Here is an 18,301-nt window from a genome sequence, read left to right as displayed (position 1 = left end):
CTAACTTTAGTTTTCACCTGCCGAGCTTAGATGTTCACTTACTTAACTTAGATTAACACTCGCCCTGCACTGAATATGGCAATCACCACCAGCAGGGCAATAGTGACAGGCTTGAATTTCTCTCCGCCAAATCTCTCGAACAGTTTCGACCCGACATAGCCACCAAACATGCTGCTTGGCAAAAGTACAATCGTCAGCCAAACCACATCACGGTCGACTAATCCCGCTATCGATGCCGAAACAAACGCACTGGAATCGGCCAATACAAAGAACGCGATAAGACCTGCCCTGGCAATATGAGGCTCGACTGGGCTTGCTAGTGCATGCGTGCCAACCGGAGGCCCAGACATTGAAGCCGCACCATTCATTACTCCAGCAAGACTGCCGAGAATATAGGGCGCAAACCTAGGTTCACTTCGGTATTGAAAGCCTTTGTAGATCATTAGTGCAGACGCAAAGATAAAAGCGCTGATGATCAAGATGATCGTGTCTTGGCTAACCGATTTGAGTAGCAGTAAGCCGACCGGAGTGAAGGCCAAACAAGGGATAAATACCTTTGAAACCCAGCGCCAGTTAACGTGCTTTCGAACCTTTGGCAGCAATTGAATATTGCCGAGTAGGTCAATCAACATGAAAACAGGAACCAGTTCGATAACAGGGACGAATAGCGCGCTTAATGGCAATGCCACTAAGGTGAACCCGAAACCTGAGAAGCCACGAACAATAGCGGCGAAAATGAAGATTGCACCCAAAATTGGGTAAGTTGGACTAAAAATGAGATCCATAAATTAAGTAACCGATGAAGCTGTCTGAATAGAGTGAGCTAATGAAACCAAGTGAGTAGCGGAATGTACTCCTACTCACTTGCGTTTACTACCTAATTTTCAGGTTTATTGGGGTTAATTTTAATGTCTCTTGAGGCGTGCTTTTTCGGTATTCGCTCGGTCAATTTATAGCGCCGAATTGATTCGGAAAATCAGTGAATACAGCGTCTACTTTGGAGAGAGATTTGAACTGAGACGGATCATTGACGGTGTAGCACCATGTTTGAATGTTCGCTTCTTTTAACGTGTCGAGATCGTTCTGATCGACATGCTCATAGTTCATGTGACAGCTGAACGCTTTTACCTCATTGATAAGCATAAGATCGGCTTGGGTCAGTTGCTCTGTGATCACGCCAACTCGGTATCTCGGTAAATGGTGCGCCATTTCAGCAACGACTTGGTGGCTGAAGCTTGAAAGTAAGATCCTGTCGGTATCCAGTGTTGAGCGGATCAGTTCTGTGTGCAGAAGATCGACCACATGAGGCGCTTGGTGTTTGCTATCGACTTTAATTTCCAGGTTAACACTCAGATCATGGGCTTCAACCAAGCTTAACAACTCAGTGAGAGTCAGTATTTTTTCACCGGTGAACTGCTCTGATTTCCAGCTACCAAAATCTAACAGACGCAGCTCTGCCAAGGTGTGTTCATCAACACGGCCTTTACCATCACTACAGCGTTCTAGTGTGTGATCGTGACAAACGACAAGTTGGTCGTCGAGAGTGACTTGAATATCGGCTTCGACCCACTTCAAGCCAAGATTAGCGGCTTGCTCAATGCTTACTTTGGTGTTTTCTGGGTGAGTACCCGCCACACCACGATGACCTACGATGATAGACGACATAATTAATCCTTCTTTAAGACGCATCGTAAATATTTATTAAATATCAGTTTTCTCTATTACGCCAGAGCAATCGTGAAGCCAAATAGCCGTGTTGTGACTCTGCTAATGAAAGCGGTCGATTAGACTTGTCACTTCTAGTGATTCTCATCTACGAAAAAGCCTCTCTGTTGAGAGGCTTTTGATGACATAGGCTCTGGATAAGATAGAGATTGGACTGGATTGACTTAGCTTAGTGTGCGATGTCCAATTGGTTGTCTTTCACGCCATTAATACGGAACCAACCAGCGATACTGAATCGCTCCGTGTTGGTTGGTAGAACCTCGTGTGGGAACTGTTCAGATAAGAATACCAACAGTCGACCACCCTTTGGTGGAATAGTCGCGATGTGATTGTCTTTTAGATCGTAAACCACGAGCTCTCCTGCGTCTTCTTCAGACCATTCGTCATTCATGTAGAACACGGTGGTTAGGCGGCGGTTTTCGTTGCCTTTGAAGCAGTCTAAGTGCTTCTGGTAGAAGTCGCCTTTTTCGTATTTCGCAAAGTGCGCTTCGTATTCGAACAGACCTAAAAAGAACGCTTGGTTTGCTTCTAAACGAATTTGTTCCATTTTGTCGAGGAACAGAGATGCTGGTTCGCCCATATCACGGCGTACCCACTGAATTTTGTCACTACGAATCGTTGCTTCTCGTGCTACGTCATCGTTACGGCCGATCCTAGCCTTTTTCCAGTTCTCTGGAATGCAATCCCTCAATGCCACTACTTCTTCGTGAGTTAAGAAGTCATCCCAAACAAAGTAACCTTGGGTAGAAAGAGCATCGATTAATTGGTTCATGTATAGCACTCAGACAATAAATTAGAGGCGCATATATAGTCCTAATAACTCAGGCCAACAAATCACGTATTTTGTCGTCACGATAAATTTTTGTCATTTACTGGTGGGGATGGGATGGATAACGATCGAGAAAGGAAAGTGAGCCTATTTAGAGGCTCACTTCTGTTTGATTATCGCCCGGTGGTTCCATTCGCCAAAGCTTTGATTTTTACGACTTCGAATGGTCTTATACCAGTATCTTTGCCGTTGTTTAAGGCTGCAGTTCGATCAAGTTGATTCACCGTTACGTAAATATAACCATCAGGACCAAATGACATGCCATCAGGCCAAGTTTGGTTGTCTGATAGTGTGGCAATAATTCGGTATCCATCGGGAGTGGAAACCCCAATCGCATTCCTTTCAATATCGGTAATATAAACGTTCTGAGCACTGTCTACCGTAATGCCATCGGAGTAAGGTTTATCGGCGTATTTTTCAATATTGTCTGCGACTTCCTGCCCATTATTATCAAACTCACTCGCTTTTACTCGGTAAACAGTACGGCCATTGACCGCTCCGAAATAAACCCATTCGTAGGATGGATCTATGGTTATTGGGTTTAACGCAAATCCGGTTTTACTGTCGGCTTTCATTGACGGATGATTTTCTGCTACTCGTACAGCTTCACCCGTATTGAGGTCAACGGTTATAAAGGCAGGGATTGCTTCACTTTTCAGATCATTCTGGGTCATATCAGCGATGATTATGCGTTGCCTTTTTTGGTCTAATGCAAAGTCTTGTAGGAAGCTTGTTGGTTTTAGAACAGACGCTGGTATTTTTATCGATTTTACCAATACTTCTTTACGAGTATCCCAACCTGTTAATGAATGAGTCGCGAGATCTAGGATCCATGCGACTCCGTTGTCATCTGTCCGGATTGCAATGACGGCTTTAAATTTAGAGTTTTCACCTTGTGCATACTTTGTTGTCGGGTATGGCGTTTGATTTCCGGCCACGCTTAACTCAATGACTTTAGTTTCTGGATGGTCAAGTGGATGAACGCTCAATAATAATCGTCCGTCAGGTGTAACTGAAGGGTTACCTGGACGTTCACTCATGGTCGCAACAATCGTTGCTTGTTTTATTGTTGGTATGAGTTCTATCTCTGCTTGCGCATAAGTGGATAAAAGAGTGCTCGCAAGAATGGTATTGACTATTGTTTTTTTCATTGTGTTCTCCTTGATAATTTACGTAAATGTTACCAATGAGTTAACAATCATCAACAGCCTTGTATTTGTTACACTTTCAAATTTAATTTGATAATAGGTTCGAATCTCTTCTTTAAAGTGCATAGTGCTCTAGATAGTTTAGTAATTTTAATTCCTTGTAATCAGTGTTATGTGAATATTCATATGTTAGCTTGATTGATTTTCCTCTGGTTATTTATATCAGCAGGTTTGTGTCCAAAAATCACATTTTATATATCTTTACTACATTCTGGTTAGACCACTTGTTATTTAACTGTTAATTTATTCCAGTGGATAGGAATGACGAATAGGAAGACGATTTGCAGCTGCATACCATTAAAGGTTACATCCAAGACATGTACTTGGTGGAGTACCCAGACAAATTACTGTTGCTTGATGGCGCATGTCGAGCCGACATCCCGCATTTGAAGGATTTCATTGAAACCGAGCTTAGGCGTGATTTTGCTGATCTCCATACGGTTGTGGTTACACACATGCATCCAGATCACGCAGGGGCAGCGCACAAGCTCAGAAAGCTCACTAATTGTAATTTGGTTGCAGCAAATCGAGATAAGGATTGGTACCACGGCATCGATGGCATATTGATGCATTTGACCGATCTGGCGCTGGCACGATGGATGGCGAATCGATTGGGCAAGCCCAAAGCAAACCTTTGGTATTCAAGGAAGCTAAAGCCGGACTACAAGTTGTCGGATGGAGACAGCATTCCGGGTTTTGATGATTGGTTGGTTCTGGAAACGCCCGGCCATACCGACAGAGATCTTTCCGTCTATTGCCCATCACACAGTGTCGCCTACGTAGCGGACTTAATGGTTGAGGTCAAAAAGAAGCTGATTCCGCCTTTCCCAATTTTTCATCCCAATAAGTATCGAGAGTCGGTATCTCGTATCTATGACATGCAGCTCGACACCTTGCTGGTGGCGCATGGGGGACAAGTGAATTTGAGTGAGCAAGCGTTTGAACATCTGCTGATGAGTGCACCAAGAAGGCCAGTGACACATTGGCGAGTGACTAAAATCAAACTCAAAGGTTTGGTTAAATCTGTTTGGCGGTTTGGGTTTAAAGAGAAAAAAAATCGCCATAAATAATTAAGGCCAGTCTCAAAGACTGGCCTTAATTAATACGTGTTGTTGACTCACTATTTGAGCTGTGGAGCAGTTCAATTAGTGGGAAATTAGAAATTCGCCCGCTGGGTCAACAATCACTTTGTCACTCATGCCTTGACGACCAAGCAGCATCATGTAAGTCATATCCTGACGGTTACTTAGCGTGATATCGATAGGCCATTCCTGACCACCAATTTTTAGCATGGTTTCAATCACACAACGGTGTTCAACTTCGCCGTTCGATGATTTGATTCTTTTACTCGTTTTCAGCTTCGCCTTGCAGCGCACAGTCTCTTCTAGGTGGTAAACGTCTGGGTGAAGATCGAACTCAACGAAGTTTTCACCGTCTGTTTTTACACATAGTAGATTGTCTACGTGCAGAGAAGAGGTTTGAGCCCCTGTATCAACACGCGTATGTAGTCCAGTTATCCCTAACTCTGGTAAGCAAAGTGCTTCTGTATTCCCTATGATCATTTTATTGTTCATGTTTTTTCCAATCATGAGTAAACGGCGTTTAATCAGCCTTTGCCACGAGTACGGTTAGCGTTTGGTTTTGCATTTTTCTCGATAAATCCGAAAATCATGTCTGCTACATCTTTGCCTGTCGCTTTCTCGATACCTTCTAGGCCTGGAGAAGAGTTCACTTCCATTACAACTGGGCCATTCTTAGATTGTAGAATATCGACACCACATAGGTTTAACCCCATGATTTTCGCCGCGTTGATCGCTGTCGCGCGCTCTTCTTTGGTTAGTTTAACCAGTTGAGCTGTGCCGCCACGGTGCAGGTTAGAGCGGAATTCACCCTCACCAGCTTGGCGCTTCATTGCTGCAATAACCTTGTTACCCACAACAAAACAACGGATGTCTGCGCCATTAGCTTCTTCAATGAACTCTTGAACCAAGATGTTCGCTTTTAGGCCCATGAATGCTTCGATAACGCTTTCAGCTGCTTTGTTTGTTTCAGCCAGAACCACACCGATACCTTGAGTACCTTCAAGAAGCTTGATAACCAGTGGCGCACCACCTACGTTTTTGATCAAGTCTTGAATCTTGTCAGGGCGGCTAGCAAAACCTGTTTTTGGTAAGCCAATACCTTTACGAGACAACAGTTGCAGTGAGCGCAGTTTGTCGCGAGAACGACTGATAGCTACAGACTCATTGATACAAAAAGTGCCCATCATTTCGAATTGGCGAACAACCGCAGTGCCGTAAAAGGTAATGGAAGCGCCAATACGTGGAATAACAGCATCGTATTGAGGTAGCTCTTCACCCATGTAGCGAATCTTCGGATTGTTACTCGCGATATCTATATCACAGTGCAGCGTGTCGATAACATCGACCTGGTGACCACGAGCTTCTCCTGCCGCTTTTAAGCGAGAAGTAGAGTATAGATTTTCGTTGCGAGAAAGAATTGCGATACGCATGGCGTTTCCTTAGTTAATACCTGATTGGTAACTGCAAATAAATTAGTTGTTAGCTGAGCTTTCAGTTTTTCTGAGGCTCCTTGCTTGCTTCGGGGCGAACCTTAAGGCTTTTCGTTTAACTAAGAAAACGAATTAAATTTGTCGAGTCGACAACAGAAATTTATCGAGTGTGTGAGCGATTGGTACAGCAGGGTTGAGAGGGTGTTTGGAATGGAAAAGCGAGTTGAGACCTAACTCATATTGGGGGTAGGAGCATATTAGGTTGTACTCAACTCGCGTTAACTCGGTGCTAAAAAGTGTACTAATAACGCCAGTTACATAGCTCTATAAGTGTTCGTAGTGCTTCTCTTTCGAGCTTGCTACAGGTGCTTTTTAACTTATTAAGATAGTATTTTCTCATGATGATTACTTCTCTTGTATTAGGCTTTGGTAGGAACTCATCGTTCCTTGCTGACCCATTAATTATCGTCATTTAATAGGAAGTAATAAACAGATGGGTTTTTGTTAAGTTGTTCCTGTTTTCGTCTTTTAGCGCTACTTTTTGGCAGATGTGTTTTATAATGGGCTTAATCAGGAAGGGTTGTTTCTAAAAAGGTTCATTATTTGTCTGATCTAAACATGATGCGTTACTACACAAGGCTAGATTCGTTCGAGCCTAACCTCTCACATTCGGTTACCTTAACCGAGGTTGCAGACAAGCTGTTTACCAGTTTGCGCCATGCACGAACCTTGTTAGGTAAAATGCATCAGGCTGAATGGGTGGTGTGGGAGCCAAAAGTCGGCAGGAATCAACGTTCTAATCTGACCTTGCGCTTTAGCAATCAAGAATTGACTCAACATGTTGCCAGTAAACTGATAGAGCAGGGCAAATACGAAAAAGCACTCTCAATTCTAGACAATGACCGCGCTGTATTTGGCTCTCTCCTTCAAGAAACCTCCGGCGCGACGATGCGTGAAGGGTTGCTGCACGTGCAATTAACCTATAAACGTAAGTTTGAAGACTTATTCCCACATCATATTCACCGCAGTAGCGAACGATTTTTGATCAGGCAAGTATTCAGTTGTCTCGTCACTTGTAATGGCAAGGGCAAGTTGAAGCCTGAACTGGCGCACCATTGGGAATATGATGCTGAAAAGTTGGTTTGGACTTTCTATTTGCGCCCAGGCCTAACCTTCCACGATGGTCAACCCGTTGATGCCAAGCAGTTAGTATCGTTGTTTACCGCCTTACAACCGCTACCTTTCTATCAGACAGAGTTAGCCCATGTTGCTTCGGTTTACAGTGATCAGCCATTAAGGATCAGCTTCCAACTGACCAAAGCAGACACCGGCTTCGCTGGCTTATTGGCTGGCGTTAAGTATTCGATTCAACCTGCTGCGCAAGTAACGCGTGAGCCATCGCCATTAAATTCGGTGTCTCATGCTGTGATTGGAACCGGCCCTTTCAAAGTGGTTGAGACTAATAATGAACGCATCAAGCTCGCGGCATTTGAGCTCTATTATGGTTGTCGTTCTTTGACCGATGAGGTGACTATTTGGCAGTTTGAAGAGTCGATGACGGGCAGTGCTCGTTTTGATGACAGCCAAATGCAGGTGTCGCCTTATGAAGACTCGTCTTGTTTCCATCAACTCGGAAAAAGTGATGCGAAGTTGGTGTCGGCTGAAACGGATGGCCTTCGTAGCCGAGTTGAGGATGGGTGTTTGTTTATTCTATTCAATCAGAATTCAGCGGCTAGTCTGTTAACGGATGAGCAGCGTAAGTACATTGCAGGGATAGCTAACCCACAAGCGGTATTGTCTCAACTTGAAAAAAATCAAGGTTTGTTCAGTGTGTCTCTGGCTCAGAACATACTGCCAAGTTGGCAGAAACTGTATCGAACCCCTTCGAAAGAGACGCAACTGCCCAAGAAAATGAGCATTGCAGTATATAACTACTACGCGCTCTATCGTTGTGCCATCTGTGTATCAGACATCCTTAAACGATACGGTGTGGAAGTTGAGGTGAATACTTATAGCTTTCGAGAACTGGCACAACTCTCTCAGAGCGGAGACCTTAAAGAAGACTTGGTGTTGTGTAACCTCAATCTCGATGACAATGCGCCATCTTCGTTGTTTTCGTGGTTGATGAATGATCCTGTTTTACACTCTGCACTCGGCGACATGAACAGTGATTGGCTTAAACAGCGCTTAGATCATCACAAAGCCTCCGTTGAACTGCCGAATTACTTGGCAGAGTTGGAGCCCGTTGCGTCCACGTTGATTTCTGATTATTGGCTAGTGCCTATGTTTCATCACTTACAGACCGTGCGTTTCCAAGGCATTTTGAAAAACGTGGCCATCACCAACTGGGGATGGCCAGATTTCAAGAATGTATGGTCTGCTGATTAGCTTTAATTTTTACTGACAAAACTCAGGTCACTAGTTTTTCTAGGAAGACTTAAATTGTGAGATCAGCATTTGAACTGAGAAACCAGATTTGTTAAATGCATCGCTTTGGCGCGTAAGTGCTGACACTCCTGAGCCGTTCGCTCAATCATGTTATCGCTCTCTCTGGCTATTTCAGAAATGCCGGAGATGTGCGGTGATATCTCGTTGATCACATTGGATTGTTGCCCTGTCGCAGAGGCGATTTGCATGTTCATAGCATTCATCTCATCAACGCTATGAGAAATACTCGATAGCTGCTGCTCTGAATTGGAAGCCTCTACTCGGCAGTTACTTCCTAATGTGGTGCTCGTTTCTATCGCTGCCACGGCTTGTTGCGTACGTTGTTGAAGTTTTTCGATGATGCCACGTATCTCTTCAGTTGATGCTTGGCTTCGAGAGGCGAGCGTTCTTACTTCGTCAGCAACCACCGCAAAGCCACGGCCTTGCTCACCAGCCCGAGCGGCTTCGATTGCCGCATTCAATGCTAACAAGTTCGTTTGTTCAGAAACACCGCTGATCACATCGAGCACAGTGTCGATAGAGTTAGCATCTTGAGCGAGTTGATTAACGATGGCCGTGGTGTCGTCGAGTTGTTGGTTCATGTGTTCGATACTTTCTGAGGTGACAGTAACCGATTTTTGACCGATGCTTATCGCACCTGAAGCTCTGCTCGCGCTATCGGCAGCACCGTTAGCGTTTTGGGCGATTTCGTCAGAGCTGGCTCCCATCTCGTGAATGGCTGTGGCGACTTGTTCTATTTGGCTAGTTTGTTGTTTGATGTCTTGTTCCATCGACTGAGCCATTCGATCCACACTCTGAATGGATTCTGATATTTGCTGACCCGTATTCGACACGTCTTTAAGTAGCTCGCTAAGGTATTGAACAAATTGGTTATATCCTTTCGCAATCTGGCCTATTTCATCATGACGGGAGTCATCCAAGCGAAGTGTTAGATCGCCACCGCCTTTTCCTATCTGCTGCAATAGTTCAGCAACCTCAACGAAAGGCAGTAACAGTTTGTTGGTCGCCCATGCTGCGATTGGTGTGTAGATTGCCGCGATGAGTAAAGCCATAAAGATGATGGTTTGACTGAAGCCATTTAATTCACTTAATACTTCTTGCTTGGGGATCTGAGTTATCAGAGTCCAACCAATCCCCGGCATCGCTTTGGAGCCTAGAATTTGAGGCTGCCCGTCAACAACACCCTCATGAACAATGGTTTGCTGACTACCGAGTAGCAGGCTACTTTCAATCCCGACAGAGTCCAGTGACTGACCAATTAGATTTTTGTCTGGGTGAACCTTGATGCTCCCTTGTTTATCGACCAGAAAAACAATACCGCTTTTACCCACGCTGTAGTTGCTGATCAGCTGGGTAATACTTTCCAAGGTCAAGCCGATGCCAGTCACACCGATACGTTCGCCGTTTCGAGTCACCACATAGTTGACAAATAGCGCTGGGATTCCAGTACCGGCATCAATATCTAAAGAGAGCTCAAACGCTTTGTCTGACTGGATAAAACGGTAGAACCATTGGTCACTTTGTTCGTTGGCTGAGATAGTTTTCAGAACGCCATTGTGTGTGTAGTAAGTACTTGCTTCGTTTGATACGTAATAGGCACTGATGGCATTGAATTCGTTTTTGACCGACTCAAGATAGGCACGAAGGTTTTTCTCTGAGAGTGAGGCCTGCTTCATTAGAGGAGAGAGCGTCATCATCTTTGATGCGAGAATAGGGGTTTCTAACTTCAGGTTGATTTCATTACTCACCTCGCCAAGCGAAGCAGGCAGCTCTCTTTCAAAGGTTCTATCAATTAAAATGGCTCGGCTCGATTGAAATGAGTAAATCCCCATCACGCTGATAATGGCGAGAGCTGCGATGATCGTCGCCAATATTGCCTTAGTTCGTATAGTAAATTGCAATTTAGAGTCCCTTCTAAAAACGTCCAATGTTTATTTGTAAACATAATGTTAAATAAAACCTGACTCCTTGGTCAATAAACGAATTGCAGAAGTGAGAGTTGAGCGATATTTGTACAAATGTGGAAGGTCTTTCCTATTTGTATTTTCGAAGCTGAGTTCTATACGCTCAAGTCTCACAAATTTAAAGTTACACTCATTGGTTTACTTTTGTGTTTTGATATGTAAACTAACCAGTGTAGTTTTTGTATTGGGTTTATCCCAATGATTAAAGAGATACCAATGAAAAAATATCTATTGCCGATTTTAGGAGTACTTGCCGTGGTCGCTATCGTAAGCACAGGTTCACAATCAAACGACAATCTAGATAAGCTTCCGAAGAAGTTTGTTAACAGTGAGTTGGAATACAAATCGGGTATGTCTGATATTTTTTCAATCTTGAAAGCGTATGTGACAGTGGAAAGGAATGAGCCAGTGCCGCGTGCTGCATTGCCTCTGATACCGATGACAGCCGAGCAGTTGATCGAAGAGACAGAAGACGTTGCGTACCGCTTAGGTCACTCAAGTGTGATGATGAAACTGGATGGCAAGCTAGTGATGACTGACCCTGTGTTCAGTGATCGTGCATCGCCAGTACAATGGATGGGGCCAAAGCGCTTCCACCCAACACCAATCTCACTACAAGAATTGCCGGATATTGATGTGGTGGTGATCAGCCACGACCACTACGACCATTTAGACAAAGGTGCGGTTAAAGTATTAGCCGACAAAGTAGGGACATTCTTGGTCCCACTTAGAGTCGGAGCGCTACTTGAAAAATGGGGCGTGGATAAAGAAAAGATCATTGAGTTGAACTGGTGGGAATCGGCAACAGCCTCGGATATAGAGTTTACTTTAACCCCGACACAGCACTTCTCTGGGCGTGGCTTACTTGACCGTGACCAAACACTGTGGGGTAGCTGGGTAATTAACGCTTCTGATAAGAAAGTATTCTTTAGCGGTGACTCTGGTTACTTCAACGGCTTTAAAGAGATTGGTGATCGTTTCGGGCCGTTTGATTTAACCATGGTAGAAACAGGCGCGTACAACTCGCTTTGGGCGGATATTCATATGTTCCCAGAGCAAAGCGTACAGGCGCACATCGACCTTCAAGGTAAGGTGATGATGTCAATCCACAACAGTACCTTTGACCTTTCTATGCACGATTGGCAAGACCCAATGGAACAAGCACTCGCGATAAGCAAAGAGCGAGACGTGCAAATGGTAAGCCCTGTGATGGGTGAACGTTTGGTGATTTCAGAACCCGTACCCGTTCAGGCATGGTGGAAACTGGCATCGAATTAGAGCTTGTATCCAGATAGCCATAGCTAAACCGCTAAGCTGTACAAACCTTGTTCATACACAAAACGCGACCAATCGTACGATTCGGTGGCGTTTTTGCTTTTTGAAACGAGTGGCTTGTTCGAAAAGGCTTCTTCTACTTAGAGCAACTTTCGAGATTCTTCGCCATTTTGTTCGCGATTTTTCGAAACTGTTCTAACTCATCGTCGGCCATGCCTTTGGTCATTCTCTGCAGTATCTCTCGATCAATATTCGATACCTTACTCATGATCTCTTGACCCTTATCGGTCAGAACCAATAACTGGCTGCGCTTGTCTTCTGGGTTCGGGGATTTCTTCACAAGTTCCTGACTGATCAAAGCGTTAATCAATCGAGTGACCTGTGCTTTATCGCGATTTAAGAAGTGTGCGATATCGATAGCCGTACATGGAGATTTCTTAGTTATGATCTTCATGACGCGAATGTTCATTGGCGCGATCTCAGAATCCAAACTCTCGATCTGTTCGCTCATTTGACGTTTCAAAGAGTGCACTAAGCGAAAGATAGATTCTAGCGATGTGTTATCAGACATAAACGATCCTCAGAAAAGTAGTTGACAATATCAACTACTGTATTTATAGTTGACATTATCAACTTAATTGTTCGTAAATTCAAGACAGGAAATAGATATGACGATTCAAGCAACACTAACGCCAACTCTTCCTGAGCAAAAAGGCACACCCGTTTTATACAAAATTTTGGTCATGATGAGCTTAATGCTAACCATTGGCGGCAGCTTAACGGCCGTGATGACTTACATGAATGTCGGATTTGGTGAGGCATTCATCGGCAACTGGCTCTCTTCGTTAGCTCTAGTTGTCGTGATTATGATGCCAATTGGCGTGGTAATGATGACTTTGGTGACTAAGTTGGTCGCCAAGGTATTACCCAATTATGGCGAGAAAGCTCGCAACCTAATCGTGGGATTGATTATGGCGTTTATCATGGAGTCCATCATGGCATTTGTAACAGCGGCAAATAATATTGGATTTTCGGATACATCGGCGTTTACCAGTGGATGGTTTAATGGATTTATTGCTGCGCTTCCTATTGGCCTTACGATCATGGTCGTGATGTCGATGACCGTTAAACCTAAGCTCGAACGATTCATGAAGAGCTAGCCAACACACTTTTTAAGCATTGTAGGAGATCCACATGACAGCATTCACAGGCAAACACAACAACTACCGTATCACTATCGAAGAAGTGAACATCAAAGAAGATCGTGAACTGCAAACCATGCAGTTTGAAATTGAAGACAGAGAAAACATGTTCGCGATTGTTGAGAAGATCAAACAAGACAGCGGCTTAGACGAGCAATCAGCAGCGCGACTCGGGGTGAGTATTCGCTTACTCGGGCCAATGATGATGCAAGATAGAAAGCACCCTCTGTTTGTTGATTTCATGCCTCACTTCAGAAACTTCATGCAGAATCTGAAGAAGACGTTGAAAGGGCAGTAAAGCCTAGTCATTAGTAGTACGCTTAGAAAGCCAGTAATCAATTTACTGGCTTTTTTGTATCTAATACCAATCGTAGTAAATAACTGGTCAGCCTAGCTGGTTAAAACGCTCGATAACTGCGTTATAATTTTTGATTGTAGAATAACTACTTATCAAAAAATGATTCCTTGTTCTCAAACCTTTTTCCGGCGCTATTTCTGAACACTTACTTATTGTGATTGGTATAAATCAAAATAGTTTCAGTTGTTTGCGTCTAGAATATGCAAAAATTGAGGGCTGAATTTGCGGTGTTGGTTCGTTGTTTAATTGTCTATTCAAGCTTCAAGAAATCCGATATTATACGGGTCATAAAATAAAGGTGGTATTATATGACAAATGTATTTAAGCAAGCAGCTGAAGAACTGCTGAGTCGCCGCGTTGCGGGAACCAAAGCACCAAGATTGGACGAGCAGTACCGTCCGAATAACTTGGAAGATGCGCTAAAGATCCAATCCTCAATGATCGATCTCAAGAGCGACAAGGTCGGTGGTTGGAAGTGTTTGCTTCCTTTGGCTGAAGACAAGTTCATTGTTGCACCTATCTTCTCGGGCAGCGTTCAACAAGGCGAGGTTTGCGAACTGTTTGCTGACAACGACGTAGTACGTGTTGAGCCTGAAATTGCATTTACGCTTGCTAAGAGCCTACCTGCAAACCAAGAAGGCTACAGCGAAGAGCAGATCAACGATGCGATCGGTTCTTGCCACATGGCACTTGAGCTAATGCAGTCTCGTTTTGCTGATGACAGCGGTGCAGAGTTCTACGAAAAGCTTGCTGATGGCCTAGTAAACCAAGGTCTGTTCATTGGCCCTGAGATTGACCGCGAAAAAGCGTTCACTTCTGCTGAGATTAATATCGAAGTGACCCAAGGCGAACAAGTTCAAGCATTCGCAGGTAAGCACCCAAATACATTACCACCAAGCCCAATCTACTGGCTGATTAACTATATGACTCGTCGTGGCGTAGATTTCCAAGCGGGTGAAGCAATCATCACGGGTTCATACTGCGGTATCGTGGAAATGGGCTTCGATAAACCAACGACTTTCCACTACGAAGGCATTGGTGAATACCAAGTGACGTTCAAGCAAAAACGCTAAGCAAGAAAACAGCTAAATTAGCAACAGCGCTAAGCAGGCAAAAGCTAGCTTCTGCATAAACGCTATCTGCTCTCGAAAAGCTATCGGTTCTCGAGAAGCAATCTGTTCTCAAAAGGCTATTTACTGGTGAGTAAATAGCCTTTTCTATTATGTGATGTTCAATGGCGTGCTTATTACTTTGCATTAAATTGGGCGTTTAGACGTCTAGACGTTGACAAGCCCTAAGTGTGACATTAGTCTGCTCATCTTCCTGTTCTATTGCGTTGATGTTCCATGTCCAATTCAAAAAATTCTAATGCGGTAATTGCCCCTTCGGCAGTTGCGCTTATCCCTCTGATCGTGTTCCTAGCGCTGTTTATTGGCGTAGGTACGTACTTGTCACTACAAGGCGTCGATTTTGCTTTCTATCAGCTTCCAGCTCCCATTGCAGCTTTGCCTGCTGTGATGTTGGCTTTGTTGCTAAGCAAAGATAAATTGAACCGTGCTATCGAACAATTCTTGGGTGGAGTCGGTCACAAAGACATTATCGCAATGTGTATGATCTACCTATTGGCGGGTGCTTTTGCGGCTGTAGCTAAAGCGTCTGGCGGCGTAGACGCGACGGTAAATCTTGGTCTATCTGCGATTCCGACAAGCATGATCCTGCCGGGTATCTTCCTGATTTCAGCTTTCATCGCGACAGCAATGGGTACGTCGATGGGCACCATCGCTGCGGTTGCACCTGTTGCATTGGGCATTGCAGACTCAGCAGGCATGAGCATTCCACTTACAGCCGGTGTTGTTTTAAGTGGCGCGATGTTTGGTGACAACCTGTCTATTATCTCTGATACCACGATTGCCGCGACACGTTCGCAAGGCTGTGAGATGAGAGATAAGTTTAAAGAGAATATCCGTATTGCACTTCCTGCTGCATTGATTGCGATTGTTATCTTTGCTTTCAACAGCACGGCAACTCAAGTTCCTGAAACGGGTCCAATTGAGTGGCTGAAAGTACTGCCATACATCACTATTTTGATTCTTGCTGTATCGGGCATGAATGTCTTTGTCGTGTTGACCATTGGTATCTTGCTAGCGGGTGGCGTGAGCCTAGGTTCTGTCGAGAGCTACGGTATGACGGATTACGCTCAAGATATTTATGCAGGCTTCGGTAACATGCAGGAAATCTTCCTACTGTCGATGCTGATTGGTGGTTTGAGTGAGCTGATGCGTCGCCAAGGCGGACTAGCGTTCCTAACTAACCTTGTAAGCGGTGTGATCCGTGCGTTTGGCTCTTCACACTCTAAGCAAGCAAATGGCCGTGCGAGCGAGCTAGGTATTGCTGGCTTGGTGTCGATGGTTAACCTATGTACTGCAAACAACACCGTAGCGATTATTGTGTCTGGTAGTGTGGCTCGCCAACTGGCGGAAGAGAACAATGTGTCTCCACGTCGCTCAGCAAGTTTGTTGGATATCTTCTCTTGTGTGATTCAAGGCGTATTGCCTTATGGTGCACAGGTATTGCTATTAGGTTCGGTATTTAACCTATCGCCTTTGGATATCGTGGCTAACTCTTACTACTGTTTTGCACTAGCTATCGTAGCTGTAGTCGCTGTGTTTATCAAACACCCAGCACGCCAAGTGGCTAACGCTTAGTAGAAACTGAGTGATTACTGATTGTGATAAGAAGGCTCCGAAAGGGGCCTTTTTTGTATCTGTGTCCCGTCCTGAAATGTGTTTACACATTGAGGACTAATGATGACCATTCCAAATAAACACCACGTTAAGCGCACTCAGCGTGATTACACACTAGGCTTTAAATTACAGGTTGTAGACGCCATCGAAAAGGGCGACATGACCTATAAACAAGCCCAATCAATTTACGGCATACAAGGTCGTTCGACTGTTCTTACTTGGTTAAGAAAGCATGGCAAAATGGATTGGACTACCAACCCAAGGAAGAACACGATGCCTAAATCACCGAGAGCGAATGAAACGCCTGCCCAAAAAATAAAACGACTTGAACAAGAACTCGAAGATGAACGTCTCAGATGCCTTCTTCTCAATAGGGTTGTTGATATTCTTGATGCTGAGCACGGGATGTCGCTAAGAAAAAAGTATATAGCGAAGGAGCAAGAAGCCTTCAAAAAGAGAAGAAAGTAAGCTTAAGTAAAGCTTGTTCATTGCTCAATATATCTCGTCAGTGTGTCTATCAGAGAGAAAAGCGTGAGACCACTCGTCAGGCTGTGCTTGCTCCTGTGAAAGGGATGGTGCTTGAGATAAGACGATTCATGCCTCGGCTGGGAGCTCGTAAGCTCTATTTCTTACTGAAGCCGAAGTTGATAGCTAAGGGAATAAAACTTGGCCGTGATGCTTTGTTTAATTACCTCAGAGAAGAGCGCTTACTCGTTAAGCCGAAACGAAGTTACACCAAAACAACGAACAGCAGACACTGGATGAAAAAACATCCGAACTTGCTAAAAGAAGTCGTTCCGTCAAAACCAGAAGAAGTTCTGGTGAGCGACATCACTTATGTTCAGTCAAACGAGGGCGTTCACTACTTGTCATTGGTTACCGATGCCTTCAGCCGTAAAATCATGGGGTATGAAGTTAGCAATGAAATGAAAGCGAGCGATGTTGTGAAGGCTTTAGATATGACGGTAAAAACTCGATGTTATTGTCATGCGACAATCCATCACTCAGATAGAGGGCTTCAGTATTGCTCAAACCTCTATCAAGAGAAACTTAAAAAGCATGGTATAACTCCATCAATGACTGATGGTTATGACTGCTACCAAAACGCGTTAGCTGAGCGGGTCAATGGTATCCTCAAGCAAGAGTTCTTGCTTACTCAGTGCAAAGATCTTCGCGAGTTGAAAACACTTGTTGAAGAGTCAATATATACGTACAACGAAATGAGGCCACATCTCAGCCTAGGTATGAATACGCCAAATAAGATGCATGAAAAAAGCCAGCAACTTGCGTTACTGGCTTACTAAAATCGTCAACGTATTTTAGGACGAGACACTGAAAGAATTGATTGGAAGCTGATCTTTTATTTGAAATTTAGTTAAAACCGCCCATGTGGGCGGTTTTGAGTCTGACTAAAGTTGGCTTTCAAGCTCACTGGCCGTTGCGACATTGCAGTAACCAAAGCTCAGTGCAGCCATGAATGCCGCATGGACATGTGCTGCTGGAACCTGAACGCCATTGAACTCCATGTCTAAGGTTGTGCAAGCATCATGCGCTACGTGGCATTCATAGCCTAAATCGGTTGCTGCACGAGTCACAGCATCAATACACATGTGGCTCATTGCGCCAACGATGATCAGTTTCTCAATGCCTTGATCCTTTAGCACCTTGTTCAGTTCAGTATCTCTAAAGCTATTGATTTGATGCTTTACGATGACTGGCTCACTTTCTAGCGGAGTCACGCTGCTGTGGATTTGAGCACCGTCTGATTCTGGCAAGAAGAACGGAGCATCATTCGTCGGAAACTCATGACGTATATGAACCACAGGAAGTTGCTTGTCTCGGAAAGCGGATAATAACTGTGCACCCTTTTCGGCTGCTTTTTCTGTTTCAGACAGTGCCCATTTTGCACCCTCGTATGAAGGGAAGTAGTCATTTTGAAAGTCGATAAGTAGTAGGGCTGTGTTCTTCATAGTCTATACCTTTGTATTTAGTGTGTTGCGGTGTAGGGATATTATGAATACTCTGTAGTTTTTATC

At 44.3% G+C, this 18,301-nt stretch carries 17 protein-coding genes; 8 read left to right on the top strand and 9 right to left on the bottom strand.

Going from position 1 to position 18,301, the window contains the following annotated elements; translation table 11 throughout:
- Positions 1 to 47: 47 nt before the first annotated feature.
- The 4 genes from QUF19_RS18220 to QUF19_RS18205 all read right to left on the bottom strand — a co-directional run bounded on the left by QUF19_RS18220 (position 48) and on the right by QUF19_RS18205 (position 3,705).
- Positions 48 to 785, bottom strand: a complete 738-nt coding sequence (locus QUF19_RS18220) for a sulfite exporter TauE/SafE family protein (RefSeq protein ID WP_286301823.1) — start codon at positions 783 to 785, stop codon at positions 48 to 50.
- A gap of 160 nt (positions 786 to 945) precedes the next feature.
- Positions 946 to 1,665: a glycerophosphodiester phosphodiesterase family protein gene (locus QUF19_RS18215; RefSeq protein WP_286301821.1), complete on the bottom strand. Its 720-nt coding sequence runs from the start codon at positions 1,663 to 1,665 to the stop codon at positions 946 to 948.
- A gap of 229 nt (positions 1,666 to 1,894) precedes the next feature.
- Positions 1,895 to 2,497, bottom strand: a complete 603-nt coding sequence (locus QUF19_RS18210; RefSeq protein WP_009846307.1) for a 2OG-Fe(II) oxygenase — start codon at positions 2,495 to 2,497, stop codon at positions 1,895 to 1,897.
- Between the two features lie 170 nt (positions 2,498 to 2,667).
- Complete coding sequence (locus tag QUF19_RS18205) at positions 2,668 to 3,705, bottom strand: L-dopachrome tautomerase-related protein (protein WP_286301817.1); 1,038 nt, start codon at positions 3,703 to 3,705, stop codon at positions 2,668 to 2,670.
- 338 nt (positions 3,706 to 4,043) lie between these two features.
- Between QUF19_RS18205 and QUF19_RS18200 the strand changes: the two genes are divergently transcribed.
- Complete coding sequence (locus tag QUF19_RS18200; protein WP_286301814.1) at positions 4,044 to 4,832, top strand: MBL fold metallo-hydrolase; 789 nt, start codon at positions 4,044 to 4,046, stop codon at positions 4,830 to 4,832.
- A 75-nt stretch (positions 4,833 to 4,907) separates the two neighbouring features.
- On the opposite strand, the gene QUF19_RS18195 is transcribed toward QUF19_RS18200, so the two are convergent.
- Together QUF19_RS18195 and rimK are read right to left on the bottom strand one after the other, a co-directional pair.
- Positions 4,908 to 5,336 carry an ATP-dependent zinc protease family protein gene (locus QUF19_RS18195; protein WP_004733090.1) on the bottom strand — a complete coding sequence of 143 codons (429 nt, stop codon included), beginning with the start codon at positions 5,334 to 5,336 and terminating at the stop codon, positions 4,908 to 4,910.
- A 32-nt stretch (positions 5,337 to 5,368) separates the two neighbouring features.
- The gene (rimK, locus tag QUF19_RS18190; RefSeq protein WP_010428457.1) at positions 5,369 to 6,274 is read right to left on the bottom strand and encodes a 30S ribosomal protein S6--L-glutamate ligase; all 906 of its coding nucleotides are present in this window, start codon (positions 6,272 to 6,274) and stop codon (positions 5,369 to 5,371) included.
- A 603-nt stretch (positions 6,275 to 6,877) separates the two neighbouring features.
- Here rimK and QUF19_RS18185 point away from each other — a divergent pair.
- Positions 6,878 to 8,662 carry an SgrR family transcriptional regulator gene (locus QUF19_RS18185; RefSeq protein WP_286301805.1) on the top strand — a complete coding sequence of 595 codons (1,785 nt, stop codon included), beginning with the start codon at positions 6,878 to 6,880 and terminating at the stop codon, positions 8,660 to 8,662.
- Between the two features lie 62 nt (positions 8,663 to 8,724).
- Here the strand turns inward: QUF19_RS18185 and QUF19_RS18180 are convergent, their stop codons facing one another.
- Entirely contained in the window at positions 8,725 to 10,623 is a 1,899-nt protein-coding gene (locus QUF19_RS18180) for a methyl-accepting chemotaxis protein (protein ID WP_286301804.1), read from the bottom strand.
- 279 nt (positions 10,624 to 10,902) lie between these two features.
- Here QUF19_RS18180 and QUF19_RS18175 point away from each other — a divergent pair, with 279 nt between their 5' ends.
- Positions 10,903 to 11,964: an MBL fold metallo-hydrolase gene (locus QUF19_RS18175; protein WP_286301802.1), complete on the top strand. Its 1,062-nt coding sequence runs from the start codon at positions 10,903 to 10,905 to the stop codon at positions 11,962 to 11,964.
- Positions 11,965 to 12,097: 133 nt separating this feature from the next.
- On the opposite strand, the gene QUF19_RS18170 is transcribed toward QUF19_RS18175, so the two are convergent.
- Positions 12,098 to 12,532, bottom strand: coding sequence for a MarR family winged helix-turn-helix transcriptional regulator (locus QUF19_RS18170; RefSeq protein WP_286301800.1), 435 nt, complete (start codon positions 12,530 to 12,532; stop codon positions 12,098 to 12,100).
- Between the two features lie 97 nt (positions 12,533 to 12,629).
- Between QUF19_RS18170 and QUF19_RS18165 the strand changes: the two genes are divergently transcribed.
- The 5 genes from QUF19_RS18165 (at position 12,630) to QUF19_RS18145 (ending at position 17,569) form a co-directional block, all read left to right on the top strand.
- Entirely contained in the window at positions 12,630 to 13,121 is a 492-nt protein-coding gene (locus tag QUF19_RS18165; protein WP_017086655.1) for a DUF2798 domain-containing protein, read from the top strand.
- Between the two features lie 34 nt (positions 13,122 to 13,155).
- Complete coding sequence (locus QUF19_RS18160; protein WP_017088697.1) at positions 13,156 to 13,461, top strand: DUF3861 domain-containing protein; 306 nt, start codon at positions 13,156 to 13,158, stop codon at positions 13,459 to 13,461.
- A 368-nt stretch (positions 13,462 to 13,829) separates the two neighbouring features.
- On the top strand, positions 13,830 to 14,594 hold the full coding sequence (locus QUF19_RS18155) for a hydratase (RefSeq protein ID WP_286301794.1): 765 nt from the start codon (positions 13,830 to 13,832) through the stop codon (positions 14,592 to 14,594).
- A gap of 273 nt (positions 14,595 to 14,867) precedes the next feature.
- Positions 14,868 to 16,226, top strand: coding sequence for a Na+/H+ antiporter NhaC family protein (locus QUF19_RS18150; protein ID WP_286301792.1), 1,359 nt, complete (start codon positions 14,868 to 14,870; stop codon positions 16,224 to 16,226).
- Between the two features lie 102 nt (positions 16,227 to 16,328).
- A protein-coding gene (locus QUF19_RS18145; RefSeq protein WP_434784918.1) for an IS3 family transposase occupies positions 16,329 to 17,569 on the top strand; the annotation gives its coding sequence in 2 pieces (ribosomal slippage) (positions 16,329 to 16,701 and positions 16,701 to 17,569; 1,242 coding nt in all).
- Between the two features lie 105 nt (positions 17,570 to 17,674).
- Here QUF19_RS18145 and QUF19_RS18140 read toward each other — a convergent pair.
- Positions 17,675 to 18,235 (bottom strand): cysteine hydrolase family protein, encoded by a 561-nt coding sequence (locus QUF19_RS18140; protein WP_286301791.1) that lies wholly within the window; start codon positions 18,233 to 18,235, stop codon positions 17,675 to 17,677.
- Positions 18,236 to 18,301 lie beyond the last annotated feature (66 nt).

It is taken from the genome of Vibrio sp. FE10, from assembly GCF_030297155.1.
GTDB classification, from domain to species: Bacteria; Pseudomonadota; Gammaproteobacteria; order Enterobacterales; family Vibrionaceae; genus Vibrio; species Vibrio apostichopi.
The sequence above is the reverse complement of the archived record's forward strand: the minus strand, read 5'-3'. Positions and strand labels throughout refer to the sequence as shown.